12 protein-coding genes are annotated in these 12,905 nt (G+C 69.5%); 3 read left to right on the top strand and 9 right to left on the bottom strand.

All coding sequences use genetic code 11. The features are described 5' to 3' along the window. Window positions 1-50: 50 nt before the first annotated feature. Genes B0I29_RS35265 through B0I29_RS35240 form a run of 6 tightly spaced genes read right to left on the bottom strand, consistent with a single transcriptional unit; the run spans window position 51 to window position 4,588 of the window. Window positions 51-242 carry a hypothetical protein gene (locus B0I29_RS35265; protein ID WP_181558136.1) on the bottom strand — a complete coding sequence of 64 codons (192 nt, stop codon included), beginning with the start codon at window positions 240-242 and terminating at the stop codon, window positions 51-53. Between the two features lie 7 nt (window positions 243-249). Continuing rightward, window positions 250-990 (bottom strand): SDR family NAD(P)-dependent oxidoreductase, encoded by a 741-nt coding sequence (locus B0I29_RS35260; RefSeq protein WP_111653461.1) that lies wholly within the window; start codon window positions 988-990, stop codon window positions 250-252. Between the two features lie 10 nt (window positions 991-1,000). Next, window positions 1,001-2,014 carry a zinc-dependent alcohol dehydrogenase gene (locus B0I29_RS35255; RefSeq protein WP_111653460.1) on the bottom strand — a complete coding sequence of 338 codons (1,014 nt, stop codon included), beginning with the start codon at window positions 2,012-2,014 and terminating at the stop codon, window positions 1,001-1,003. Continuing rightward, window positions 2,011-2,862, bottom strand: a complete 852-nt coding sequence (locus B0I29_RS35250; protein ID WP_221402259.1) for a fumarylacetoacetate hydrolase family protein — start codon at window positions 2,860-2,862, stop codon at window positions 2,011-2,013. Before B0I29_RS35250 ends, B0I29_RS35255 begins: the two co-directional genes overlap by 4 nt. 26 nt (window positions 2,863-2,888) lie before the next feature. Continuing rightward, a complete protein-coding gene (locus B0I29_RS35245) occupies window positions 2,889-3,767 on the bottom strand; it encodes an SMP-30/gluconolactonase/LRE family protein (protein ID WP_111653458.1) in 879 nt (292 codons plus the stop codon). Then, window positions 3,764-4,588, bottom strand: a complete 825-nt coding sequence (locus tag B0I29_RS35240) for an IclR family transcriptional regulator (protein WP_111653457.1) — start codon at window positions 4,586-4,588, stop codon at window positions 3,764-3,766. The genes B0I29_RS35245 and B0I29_RS35240 overlap by 4 nt, the downstream gene beginning before the upstream one ends. Before the next feature lie 44 nt (window positions 4,589-4,632). On the opposite strand from B0I29_RS35240, the gene B0I29_RS35235 reads away from it, so the two are divergent. Together B0I29_RS35235 and B0I29_RS35230 are read left to right on the top strand one after the other, a co-directional pair. Then, window positions 4,633-6,348: an IlvD/Edd family dehydratase gene (locus B0I29_RS35235; protein WP_111653456.1), complete on the top strand. Its 1,716-nt coding sequence runs from the start codon at window positions 4,633-4,635 to the stop codon at window positions 6,346-6,348. Further along, complete coding sequence (locus B0I29_RS35230; protein ID WP_220091518.1) at window positions 6,335-9,118, top strand: FAD-binding and (Fe-S)-binding domain-containing protein; 2,784 nt, start codon at window positions 6,335-6,337, stop codon at window positions 9,116-9,118. Before B0I29_RS35235 ends, B0I29_RS35230 begins: the two co-directional genes overlap by 14 nt. A 331-nt stretch (window positions 9,119-9,449) precedes the next feature. On the opposite strand, the gene B0I29_RS35225 is transcribed toward B0I29_RS35230, so the two are convergent. Further along, a complete protein-coding gene (locus B0I29_RS35225) occupies window positions 9,450-10,355 on the bottom strand; it encodes an SDR family NAD(P)-dependent oxidoreductase (protein WP_111653455.1) in 906 nt (301 codons plus the stop codon). Window positions 10,356-10,499: 144 nt separating this feature from the next. On the opposite strand from B0I29_RS35225, the gene B0I29_RS35220 reads away from it, so the two are divergent. Beyond that, window positions 10,500-11,090: a TetR/AcrR family transcriptional regulator gene (locus tag B0I29_RS35220; protein ID WP_181558135.1), complete on the top strand. Its 591-nt coding sequence runs from the start codon at window positions 10,500-10,502 to the stop codon at window positions 11,088-11,090. A gap of 105 nt (window positions 11,091-11,195) precedes the next feature. Here B0I29_RS35220 and B0I29_RS35215 read toward each other — a convergent pair whose 3' ends face one another. Together B0I29_RS35215 and B0I29_RS35210 are read right to left on the bottom strand one after the other, a co-directional pair. After that, on the bottom strand, window positions 11,196-11,990 hold the full coding sequence (locus tag B0I29_RS35215) for a coniferyl-alcohol dehydrogenase (RefSeq protein WP_181558134.1): 795 nt from the start codon (window positions 11,988-11,990) through the stop codon (window positions 11,196-11,198). Continuing rightward, on the bottom strand, window positions 11,977-12,903 hold the full coding sequence (locus tag B0I29_RS35210) for an oxygenase MpaB family protein (RefSeq protein ID WP_111653533.1): 927 nt from the start codon (window positions 12,901-12,903) through the stop codon (window positions 11,977-11,979). The genes B0I29_RS35215 and B0I29_RS35210 overlap by 14 nt, the downstream gene beginning before the upstream one ends. Between the last annotated feature and the right edge of the window lie 2 nt (window positions 12,904-12,905).

Below are 12,905 nucleotides of genomic sequence, written 5' to 3'. Positions count from 1 at the left end.
TTCGAGGCACAGTGTGCCGCCCGGGCGCATCGTCTTCCTCGGCGACAGCATCACCAACCGGCCCGACGCGGGCGGGCGGCCGCGTGGACCGCCGCCTCGTCGGTGACATCGACGGCCAGGTCCGCGCCCTCGGCGATGTCGAGGGTGATCACGCGGACGCCGTCGGCAGCCAGGCGTGCGGCCATGCCGGCACCGAATCCGCTCATGCCACCGGTGACCACCGCCGTCCGGGAAGCACTCATCAGGGCCTCACACTCTCAGGGAGGTCATGCCGCCGTCGACGCGCACGATGCTGGCGGTGGTGGACGCCGCCAGCGGTGAGGCGAGCGACGCCACCGTGTGGGCGATTTCGTCGGCGGTCACCAGGCGGCCGAGGGGCTGGCGGGCACGCAGTGCCTCGGCAGCCGCGGCCGGATCGGGGGCCGAGTCGAGCAGCCGGCCGACCCATGGCGTGTCGGCGGTGCCGGGGGCGACGGCGTTGACCCGGATGCCGTCGGCGACGTGGTCGGCGGCCATGGCGAGGGTGAGCGCGAGGACCGCGCCCTTGCTCGCGCTGTAGAGGGCTCGTTGCCGGACGCCGACGTACGCGACGGCCGAGCACATGTTGATGATCACCGGATGCGCCGACTGCCGCAGGTGCGGAAGGGCGGCGCGGGACACCCGGGCGATTCCGGTGACGTTGACGTCCAGAACGCGGGCCCACTCGGTGTCGTCGTTCTCGCTGACGTCGCCGGCCGCACCGATCCCGGCATTGTTCACCACGATGTCGATGCCACCGAGTTGCGCGGCGGCTTCCGCGACGGCCCGGTCGACAGACGCGGCGTCGGTGACATCGCACCCGAAGGCCACGGTTCCCGCCGGCGCGCTCGTGACGTCCAGGTCGAGGACGGCGACCCGGGCGCCACGCTGCTGAAGCATCGCTGCAGTGGCCGCGCCGATGCCGCTGGCGCCGCCGGTGACGAGGGCGACCAGGCCCTGGAATTCGCTCATGTCGTGGTCCTCACAGGCGGGGATCAATGTGGATCTTCGGACCGGGACCGGCTCCGGGCAGGGGTTTGCCGGCCAGGACGGCGCCGACCTGATCGAGGCCGACGGTCGCAGCGACCAGCGGCCGAGGGTCGACGGCGCCGCTCGCGTACGCCGCGATCGTCGGGTCCAGCCCCGGGGACGCGGAGAGGATCCCGACGGCGGTGACGTCCTTGAGCGCCAGCCGGCGGGTGTCGATCTCGCTAGGACTACCGGCGAGGCCGATGTACACGACCCGGCCGGCCGGTTCGACGAGGCTGAGCGCCTTGGCCGGCAACGGCGCCGCGTTCGAGGCGTCGATCACGGCGTCGTACGGCAGGGTGGGCAGGTGGTCCTCGGTCCACGCGTTGGTGAAGCCGATCGAACGGGCGAAGGCCAGCGACGACTCGGAGCGGCCCATCAGGTGCACCTCGGCTCCCGCAGCCTGGGCGAACATAGCCGTCAGCAGCCCGATCGTGCCGGGCCCGAGGATCAGTGCCCGGTCTCCGGGCTGCAGGTCGGCGGCCTGCGCGGCTCGCCAGGAGTTGCCGCCTGGTTCCACCAGCGCGCCCAGGACCGCGTCGACGGAGTCGGGCAGTGCGTGCAGCGAGGTGGCCGGGACGGCGAGTTGCTCGGCGAGTGCGCCGGGCCGGCCGCCGCGGATGCCGACCTCGGTGCGGTGTTCGCAGACGTGCTGGTGTCCGCGACGGCAGCGACGGCAGGTGCCGTCGCCGAGCATGGTGTCGCCCATGACCCGCCGGCCGATCCAACCCGGGTCGACGCCGTCACCGACGGCGGAGACGGTGCCGGCCCATTCGTGGCCGAGTTGCATCGGGAAGTGCGCGTGCCCGTCGTGCAGGTAGGCCATCTCGCCGGTGAAAAACTCGACGTCGGTGCCGCAGACGCCGACGCGTTCCACGTCGACGACGACTTCTCCGGCGGCCGCCACCGGCGCCGGCACATCCTGCACCGAGCAGACACCCGGCGCGCTGAGCACGGACGCTCTCATCGGGGGCCGATCACGTTCTGCCGCTGGGAGCCGAGGCCGTCGATGCCGAGTTCGATGACGTCGCCGGGCTGCAGCCAGACCTGCGGGCGGAAGCCCATGCCCACGCCGGGCGGGGTGCCGGTGTTGATCAGGTCGCCGGGCTCCAGGACCATGAACTGGCTCAGGTGATGGACGATGAAGTACGGGTCGAAGATCATCGTCTTGGTGTTGCCGGTCTGCCGGCGTTCACCGTTGAGGTCCAGCCACATGTCCAGGTTGAGCACGTCGCTGATCTCGTCGGTGGTGGCCAGCCACGGCCCGGCCGGGTTGAACGTTTCGGCGGACTTGCCCTTGCTCCACTGGCCGCCGCGTTCCATCTGGAAGTAGCGTTCGCTGACGTCGTTGACCACGACGTATCCGGCGATGGCGTCGCGGGCCTGCTCGACGGAGTCGAGATAACTGGTGCGCCGGCCGATGACGATGCCCAGCTCGATCTCCCAGTCCGGTTTGGTCGAGCCGCGCGGGATGCGTACGTCGTCGTTCGGTCCGACCAGGGTGTTCGGCGACTTGGTGAACAGGATCGGCTCGTCCGGCACGGCCTGGCCGGTCTCGGCGGCGTGGTCGCGGTAGTTCAGCCCGATGCACAGGATCTGGTGCGGCCGGGCGATCGGCGCGCCGATGCGCTCACCGGAAAACGGGGTCACCTGCCCGGCCTCGGTGCGTTCGGCGACGACCGGGGCGATGCGGGCGAGCCCGCCGCTGCCGAAGAACGCCTCGTCGAAGTCGTCGACGATGTCGGACAGGTCGACGTAGGTGGTGTCGTCGACACGAGCGACCGGCTTTTCGGCGCCGGGGGCGCCGATGCGCATCAGGTACACGAGTGGAGCTCCAGAAACTAGAAGGTGGGACGGCCGGACCAGGCTGGTACCGGATGGCCGGGGATGTCGACACGGACCGTGAAGACCCGCCCGGAGTCGGGAAATTGAAGACGCTGATCGACGGTGAGTTCGTCGGTGGCGGTGGTGATCACCAGACGGCGCAGGTCGTCGCCGGCGAACGCGACGCTGGAGGTGTGCGGGGCCGGGACGGCGATCCGTTCGACGCAGGTGCCCTGCGGGTCGTATCGGCGGACCTCGCCGGCGCCCCAGACCGCCACCCACAGGTGATCGGCGGCGTCCATCGCGATGCCGTCGGGATAACCGTCGTCCAGGGTCACGAAGCTGCGCCGTGCCCCGAGTGGGTCGTAGTCGCGGACGAAGACGGTGCGTCGGAACGTGTCGACGCTGAACAGGCGACGGCCGTCGGTGGACCAGGCGAGTCCGTTGGACAGTGTCAGGTCGTCGTCGATGCTGGTGACCGTGCCGTCAGGCTCCAGGCGGACCAGGATCTCGTGCTGCGAGTTCCCGTCGAGGGCGAGGCTGCCGACCAGGAACCGTCCGGCCGGGTCGGTCTTGCCGTCGTTGAGGCGGCGCCGCTGGTCGGACGGCACGATCCGGGGTCCGACACGCCGGGTGCCGTCGGGGCGTACCAGCACCAGGTGTTCCTGCTCGGCGACGAGCAGAGTGCCATCGGCTGCGGCGGTGACCGCGCCGACCATGTCAGCGAACCCGACACGCTGCTCGACCACCAGTCGATCGTCGTCGAAAACGCCGCGGTACACGGCGCGGCCGAGGATGTCGACCCACAGCAGCCGGCCGCTGTGGGCGTCCCAGACGGGGCCTTCCCCGAGCCGGAACGTCTGCTCGGTGGCAGGCAGCAGAGTGCGAGTGGTCATCGGGCACGTCCCATCTCGCCGAGTTGTTCGACGATGCCGCCGACCGCGGCGATCAATGATTCCAGGGGCATCCGGTAGGTCAGAGCGCTGACGCTGACCGCGCCGGACGGCACAGCCGGGGAGGTCAGATACACCGGGACGGCGAGGCAGTTCACGCCGATCTCGTTCTCCTGGTCGTCCACGGCGAAGCCGCGTTCGCGGATCACCCGCAGGTCTTCGTGCAGTTCCTGCGCGGTGCAGCGGGTCTTCGGGGTTCGCCGTTCCAGATCGGTGTCACCGATCCACGCCGCGACCGCGTCGACCGTGGTGAGCTGAGGGGCGAGCAACAGCTTTCCGACGGCGGTGGCATGGGCGGGATTACGGCCCCCGACAGTGGAGGTGAGCCGGACGGCGCCACGCGGCGGATCGGTCTTGGCCCGGTAGACGACCTCGTGGCCGTCGAGCACGGCATAGTGCACGGTCTCGCCGTAACGCGCTGCGAGGGCTTCGATGACGGGCCTGATCCGTACGTGTTCCGGCCGTGCCTCGTGGTGGGCGAAGGCCATCCGCAGGAACTCGTCGCCGAGCACGTAGTGGCCGCGGGCGTTCTGGTCGGCGAGACCGGCCCGGCGCAGCGACACCAGGCCGCGGTGCACGGTCGGTTTCGGGCTGCCGATCACCCGGGTGAGTTCTTCGAGGCCGATCCCGTCGGGATGCCGGGCCAATTCCTTGAGCACGGCGAGGACCCGGTCCGACCCGACGAGTCGCGCGTCTTCCAGGGAGGAAACATCGGCGACATCAGGTAGTGACGCAGCGGCCGCGTCTCCCGTAGGCTTCGACATATTCCAAAAGTTAGTCCATCGTTCCGATTATTGGAAGTGATCTCGTGGCCGAGCTTCGCAGCAGCCAGTGGTACGCCGGCGACGACCGCAACGCCTACATCCATCGCGCCTGGATGCGCCGCGGCGTGCCGGACTCCGCGTTCACCGGGCGCCCGCAGATCGCCATCGCGAACACCGCCTCCGACCTCACACCCTGCAACGCCCACCTGACCGAGGTGGCCCAATCGGTGAAGAACGGCATCTACGAGGCCGGCGGCATCCCCTTGGAACTGCCGGTCGTCTCCCTCGGCGAGACACAGGTGCGCCCCACCGCGATGCTGTGGCGCAACATGGCCGCGATGGCGACCGAGGAGATGCTGCGGGCCAACCCGATCGACGGCGTCGTGTTGCTCGGCGGCTGTGACAAGACCATCCCGTCGCTGCTGATGGCCGCCGCCTCGGTCGACCTGCCCGCCGTCGTGGTCCCCGGCGGCCCGATGCTCACCGGCACCTTCCGCGGTGTGCCGCTGGGCTGCGGCACCGACGTATGGCGGCTTTCCGAGGAGGTCCGCGCCGGCACCCTGTCGCAGGAAGCGTTCGTCAAGTCCGAGTCCGCGATGATCCGCAGCCGCGGGCACTGCAACACCATGGGCACCGCCTCCACGATGGCCCTGGTCGCCGAAGCACTCGGCACCATCGTCCCCGGCCTGGCCGGTACCCCCGCCCCCGACAGCCGGCTGCTCGAAGCAGCCCACAACACCGGCCGCCTCGCCGTGGAGCTGGTCGCCGCCGACCGCCGGCCCAGCAGCACGCTGACCAAGGGCTCCTTCCACAACGCGATCGTCGCCCTGGCCGCCATCGGCGGATCCACCAACGCCGTCGTGCACCTGCTCGCCATCGCCGGACGGGCCGGGATCGAGCTGACCCTCGACGACTTCGACCGGATCGGCTCCCACGTACCCCTGCTTGTCGATCTTCAGCCCGCCGGGCGGTTCCTGATGGAGGACTTCCACCGCGCCGGCGGCCTGCTCGCCGTGCTGCGCGAGGTCCGCGACCTGCTCGACCCGGACGCGCTCACCGTCACCGGCCGGCCCCTGGTCGACTACCTCGACGACGCGCCGATCTGGGACCCGGAGGTCATCCGCACCCGCAAGGAGCCGCTGATCGCCGAGGCCGGCATCGCCGTGCTGCGCGGCTCGCTCGCCCCGAACGGCGCGCTGATCAAACCCGCCGCCGCCTCACCGCACCTGCTGCAGCACCGCGGCCGCGCGCTGGTCTTCGACTCGATCGAGGACTTCCACCACCGCATCGACGACCCCGACCTGGACGTGGACGCCGACTCGATCATGGTGCTGCGCGGCTGCGGCCCCAAGGGCTATCCCGGCATGCCCGAGGTCGCCAACATGCCGCTGCCCCGCAAACTGCTCGAACAAGGCGTCCGCGACATGGTGCGGATCTGCGACGGTCGGATGAGCGGCACCGCGTACGGAACCGTGGTTCTGCATGTCGCCCCGGAGGCCGCCGCCGGCGGCCCGCTCGCCCTGGTCCGCACCGGCGACATCATCTCCCTCGACGTCGCCAACCGCCGCCTCGACCTGGAAGTCCCCGCCGACGAACTCGCCGGGCGCAGGGTCGACGACGCCACCGCCGCCGGGTTCGCCGACCCGAAACGCGGCTGGGAACGCCTCTACGTCGACCACGTGCTGCAGGCCGACACCGGCGCCGACCTGGACTTCCTGACCGGCTCCAGCGGCTCGGCGGTGAGCCGTGAGTCCCACTGACCTCCTCGCGGCACTGGAACAGGCCGCACCCGGCGCGGTCACCGCCCGCGCCTCCGACCGGCTCGCCTTCGCCCACGACGCCTCGCACTACCTGCTCACCCCGCAGGCCGTCGTGACACCCCACGACGCCCGGCAGATCGCCGGCCTGTTGCGCGCCGCCGCCGACCAGCGCATCCCGCTGACCTTCCGCTCCGGCGGCACCAGCCTGTCCGGGCAGGCCAGCGCCGACGGTGTGCTGGTCGACACCCGCCGGCACTTCCGGTCCATCGAGGTCCTCGACGACGGCGCCCGGGTGCGCGTACAGCCCGGCGCCACGGTCCGCGCGGTCAACAACCGGCTCGCCCGGCACCGCCGCAAACTCGGACCCGACCCGGCCAGCGAGTCGGCGTGCACCATCGGCGGCGTCGTCGCCAACAACTCCAGCGGCATGGCCTGCGGCGTCGAGTTCAACACCTACCGCACCCTCGAATCCGCCGTGCTGGTCCTGCCCAGCGGCACTGTCATCGACACCGGCGCCCCCGACGCCGACGAACGGCTGCGCGTCCTGGAGCCCGGCCTGCACGAAGGCCTGACCCAGCTCCGCGACCGCATCCGCGCCGACCCGGCGTCAACAGCGACCATCCAGCGGCTTTTCACGATCAAAAACACCATGGGGTACGGGGTCAACGCGTTCCTGGACCACACCCGTCCCGTCGACATCCTCACCCACCTGGTCGTCGGCAGCGAGGGAACCCTGGCGTTCGTCGCCGAGGCCACCTTCCGCACGGTGCCGATCCGCCCGCACGCGGCCACCGCCCTGCTGGTGTTCCCCGACCTCGCGGCGGCGACCGCTGCGCTGCCCGACCTGGTCGCCGCCGGCCTGGCCACCATCGAGCTGCTGGACGCCACCAGCCTGCGCGTCGCCCAACGAGACCCCCAGGCCGGCGCGGAGCTGCTCGCCCTGGCCGTGGACCAGCACGCCGCACTGCTCATCGAGTTCCAGGAACCGACCGCCGACGCGCTCACCACCCGCCTGACCGGCACCACCGGCCCACTCAGCGAAGCCGTCTTCAGCTGCGACCCTGCCGAGCGAGCCGCGCTGTGGCACATCCGCAAAGGCCTCTACACCGCTGTCGCCGGCGCCCGCCCGTCCGGCACCACCGCACTGCTGGAGGACATCGCCGTCCCGGTCGAACGACTGCTGCCCACCTGCCAGTCACTGATCGAACTGTTCGACAAGCACGGCTACACCGGCAGTGTCATCTTCGGCCACGCCAAGGACGGCAACATCCACTTCCTGCTCAACGAGGACTTCGACAAACCCGAACTCGTGGAGCGCTACCTGGCCTTCACCGACGACCTGGTCGACCTGGTCCTCGGTCACGGCGGCACCCTCAAAGCCGAACACGGCACCGGACGCATCATGGCCCCGTTCGTGCGCCGTCAGTACGGCGACGAGATCTACGCCGTGATGCGCGAGGTCAAGCGACTGCTCGACCCGGCTGGTCTGCTCAATCCCGGCATCCTGCTCACCGACGACCCGGACACCCACATCCGGCACCTCAAATCCACCCCGACCGTCGAGACCGAAGTCGACCGGTGCGTGGAGTGCGGCTACTGCGAACCGGTCTGTCCGAGCAAGGACCTCACCACCACACCCCGCCGTCGCATCGTCCTGCGCCGCGAGATCGCCCGCGCCCGCGACGCCGGCGACACCGCTCTGCAACGCGAACTGGAGACCGACTACCAGTACGACGCGGTCGACACCTGCGCCGTCGACGGCATGTGCCAGACCGCCTGCCCTGTACTGATCGATACCGGCGACCTGACCCGGCGCCTGCGCGCCGAGAGCAACGGCCGCCTCGCGCAACGAGGCTGGACCACCGCCGCCCGGCACTGGGACGCCACCACCCGCGCCGCCGCAACGGCGCTGACCGTGGCCAAGGCCGTACCCCCGGCTCTTCCGGCCGGCGCCACCACCGCCGGTCGCCGGGTCCTGAATCCCGGCACCGTGCCCTCCTGGTCGCCGGAACTCCCGCGCGGCGGCACCCGCCGCCGTTCCCGCTCCGCCGCCGACCCGGCCGCGGTGTACTTCCCCGCCTGCGTCTCCACCATGTTCGGCCCGGCCGGCGCCGGGCCCGGCGTCCGCGACGCCGTGCTCGCGCTCTGCGACCGGGCCGGCGTCGCCGTCCGCATCCCGGACCGGATCGGCTCGCTGTGCTGCGCCACCCCCTGGAAATCCAAAGGCCTGACCGACGGGTACGCCGCCATGCGCGCCCAGGTCATCCCAGCCCTGCGGGAAGCCACCGACAACGGCCGGCTACCGATCATCGTCGACGCCGCCTCCTGCACCGAAGGCCTGATCAAACTGCTCGACCACGACCTGACCATCATCGACGCGGTCGCGTTCGTCGACAGCGAGGTACTGCCACACCTGCCACCCGCCCGGCGACTGGCGTCCGTGGTCGTGCACCCCACCTGCTCGTCCACACAGCTGGGCCTCAACCCCGCGCTGCTACGGATCGCCGCGGCCACCACCGAGCAGGTCATCGAACCCGAGGACTGGGGATGCTGCGCCTTCGCCGGAGACCGCGGCCTGCTGCACCCCGAACTCACCGCATCGGCCACCGCCGCCGAAGCCTCGGCCATCCGCCGCGAACCCCCGGCGAGCGCATACGCCTCGGTGAACCGCACCTGCGAGCTAGGCATGACCCGTGCCACCGGACAGCCGTACCGTCACATCCTGGAAATCCTCGAGGAGGTCACCCGCGGTCGCGGCTTCGGGGTCTGACGATGTGGGTGGAACGTGCGGTGGCAGAAGCCACCTGTTCCAGGACACGTGTCGCCATGGCTTCCTCCCGCTCCGTCGTCAAGACCAGGTAGGCGAAGCCCCGCAAAGGAGACGATCGTTGTCTTTCAGCCCCGGGATCATCAGGTAGCCGCCGCGGGGTTGTAGCACCAATGGCCAGGCGGCGGTGGCATGTCTGCCGGGCTCCGCGGAGGCGGAAACAAGGTCGCCTAGTTGCCGGCACGGTGGCGGATCTAGGGTGCGCAGGTCGAGGCCGGGCTACGAGGCGAAACGCTGGGTGGCGCCGAGGCCGCCCCAGCGTTTCGCAACAGGCCTAGCTCGCCAGCAGATGCTGGGGGACGACCTTGTCCAGCTCGTTCAGGGTCCAGAGGCCCTGTCCACCACCGTCCGCCTTGAAAAGGCTGGCGGAGTCCTCGAAGCGGGTCCAGCGGTTGATCTTCCCGCCATTGAGACTGAAGACCTCACCGGTCACCCCGGCGGCGGCGTCGGTGCAGAGCCACGTGATCATCGGCGCCACGAACTCCGGCCCCGGCAGGAGGTGTGACGCGAGCTCTTCCTCAGGAATGCCACTTGCCAGCAGACCGGCTTCGACCTGCTCCTTGTAGAGGTCGTAGGTGCGGGTCGCGGCTCCGGGCGCGTAGGCGTTGAAGGTCACGCCGCTGGTCGCGTGGGTGTTGGCCAGGTCGCGCATCATGCCGATGCCCCCGCTCAGGACCGTGGCGCCGAGCGGTGTGTTCTGCGTTCCGCGTGCGATCTCGGAGGTGGCGAAGATGACCCGTCCCCAGCCGCGTTCGAGCATCGACGGGAGCGCCTCCCGGGTGAGCCAGAACTTCTGGCCCAGGTAGAGGTCCAGCAGTTGCTGCCAGCTCTGGTCATCGCTGCGCATCCCCAGGTGACCGGCCTTCGTCAGGGCGCCCGCGTTGGCGATCACGATGTCACAGGAGCCATAGGTCTCGACCGCTGTCGCCACCGCGCGCCGGCAGCCCTCGGACTCCGCGATGGAGTCATAGTTGGCGACGGCCACGCCACCCGCCTCGGCGATCTGCGCGACCGTGCCGTCAGCGGCGCCGGTGTCTCGCCCCTGGCCGTCGACGCTGGTGCCGAGGTCGTTGACGACGACCGAGGCCCCTTCGGATGCGAGTTGCAACGCGATCGACTTGCCGATGCCGTTGCCCGCGCCGGTAACCAGCGCTACGCGACCCTTCAGCCGGTTGCTCATGTTCTTGTTCCTTCCGACTCGCCATCCTCCCCGCCGGTCTCGGCGGACCCGGATGACTGAACTTGAGTTCGACCACCATACTACATCCACTTTCCATATCCGACTCCAATGATCATACTGAAGTACGGTTTATATACTCGCTTCATGACGCCGAACCCCAAGTCCCCGCGCGAACGCCTCAAGGTGATGACGCGCAGCCAGTTGCTCGACTCAGCGGAAGCGCTGTTCGGCGAGAAGGGGTTCGCGCAAACGTCGATCGACGACATCCTCGAGTCTTCCGGAGTGAGCCGCGCAACCCTGTACGCGCACTTCACAGGCAAGGAAGGCCTGCTCATCGGTGTGGCTGAGCGCATGTTCGACGCCGCACAGCAGCAGTACGACGCGTTCGCGGCCCTGCCTGACTGGTCGCATCCGTCAATCGAGGGCTGGCTGCGTGACGTCGCGACCGACCGCATCAGGCTCGCGCCACGCTACCGATCGGTGCTGGGGGCGGCGCGGGCATTCCTGTCCAGCCCGATAGGCCTTGACCGGCTCGACGGGCTCATCAGCACCGTACTGGGGCACTCGGCCGGCTGGAGCCACCTGGAGCCGGAGGAAGCAGCCGTACGCTCCCGGATGCTCGTGATTCTTCTCGAGCAGCAGTTGTACGACCTTGTATCACGCGACGATCCAGCCGACGAGCTGGACGCCTTCGTACGGTATACCGCGAATGCGGCAGTGTTGCTGCGTTCCTAGCCCTTACGTGCCTCTGCGCCTCGGCACAGCGCGGCGAGAAACTGTTCGGCCGAGACACTCGACCGGGTACTCGCTCGCGCCGCTGCCTCATCATGCCGACAGGTGTCAGTCGAGTTGCCCCGAGACCGACCGCAACGCCCAGTAGCCGCCGTCGACCGGCAGGTCCGCGCCATTGACGTAGGAGGCGCTGTCGCTGTTCAGGAACAGCAGCGGACCGACCTGCTCCAGCGCTGATGAACGCCGCCCGATCGGCTGCTCGGTCGCGGTGATGAGGTCGACCGGGAAGGCCGCTTCGATCTGTTCGAGCATCGGCGTCTGCACCGCGCCGGGACTGGACGTGTTGATCCGGATGCCGCGCTGGATCAGCTTCGCCGACTCGATCATCGTCCAGACGTTGAGCGCCTCCTTGCCGAAGGCGTACGGGTGCCCGACCTGTTCCTTGTGTTTCTCGTACCAGGCGAGGCCCTCGTCGAACGTGGCGCTGGCGACGAATTCCTGGATCAGTTCCCGTGAGCGCCGCCAGGCGCCGCCGCCGTCCGACGACACGCTCACGATCGCCCCGCCGGCGGGCATCAGAGGGGCGATCCGCTCGGTGAGCAGACGTGTTCCCAGGAAGTTGACCTTCAGGATGTCGAGCGGCGGTACCAGCGGTGATGCTCCGGAGCAGTTGAACAGGGCACGGACCGGGCCGGGGGTCTGCGCTGCGCCACTCTCGATGGAGGCGGGCTCGGACAGGTCGATCTGAACGAATGAGGCCAGGTCCAGGCCGTCGGGCGTACGCAGATCCATGCCGTGCACCTCGGCTCCGAGTGCGATGAGAGCCTGAGCGGTGGCCCGCCCGATGCCGGAGGTGCATCCGGTGACGATGACCCGCTGACCGCGGTATTCAGGGAAGTTCATCGTTGCCCTTTCCATTGTGCTGTGCGGCCGTCTCGTCCGGCACGGTGGCGGACGGTAAGTGGGTGCCGACCGTGTCGACGGTCCAGCCGTGCGGGTAGATGGCGCTGATCTGCTTGTCGAGACCGCTCGGCTCGCCGGGCGCCGGCGTGGGTACGGGATCCTTTCGGCCCAACGCCCGCATCGCAGCCGTCGAGGCACGCTTCTTCAGCGCCGAGGGCAGCGGAAGGCCACATGCCCGCAGGATGCGAGGGTCGACCTGGGCGAGCAGGATCGGGGTGATCAGTCGGCGCAGTGGTGCCGGCGCGAGGGTGGGAAGGTAGGCCAGGAACGCTTCGGCAAGCCGTTGGTTCTGTGGTTCGTACGCGGTCTGGGTATCCAAGTAGTGCTCCCAGAAGGCGCGCATCTCGGCAAGCGTGGCCGGCAGCGGCCGGTGGGATCCGAATGCCCTGGCTTCCTTGCTGTAGTGGATGCGCAGCGACTCGCGCTCGGCATCGGTGACCGGCCGCCAGCCGAACCGGTCCGCGATCTCCAGCGACATCAGGGGCACATCGCAGCCGACGGCGACGAAGTCGTCGGGGTGGATGTCGTAGTGCCGGTGCATGCCGTTGACCCGCCGCGCCGCCTCGCGGCCCGGACCCGGTTCGAGACCGTGGTGCAGAACCGTCGACACCAGCAGCGCGGTGTCGAGCACCCGTTTAGCCGTGTGATGTTCGAACTGCCTAGTCGCGCTGAGGATGCGTGACATGCGGGGCACGGCGAACGTCATCAGGTTCCCGGTCACTGACTGGAGCACCGAGATCGAGCGGAAGTCCTGGTAGAAGAGTTGCGTGATGCGAAGGTGATCCTTCTCAGGGTCGAGGGTCTCGATTTCCCGCACCCGGGCGTATCGGTTCTCGGATTTCACTCGGGGCATTT

The organism is Actinoplanes lutulentus (assembly GCF_003259845.1).
GTDB classification, from domain to species: Bacteria; Actinomycetota; Actinomycetes; order Mycobacteriales; family Micromonosporaceae; genus Actinoplanes; species Actinoplanes lutulentus.
The sequence above is the reverse complement of the archived record's forward strand: the minus strand, read 5'-3'. Positions and strand labels throughout refer to the sequence as shown.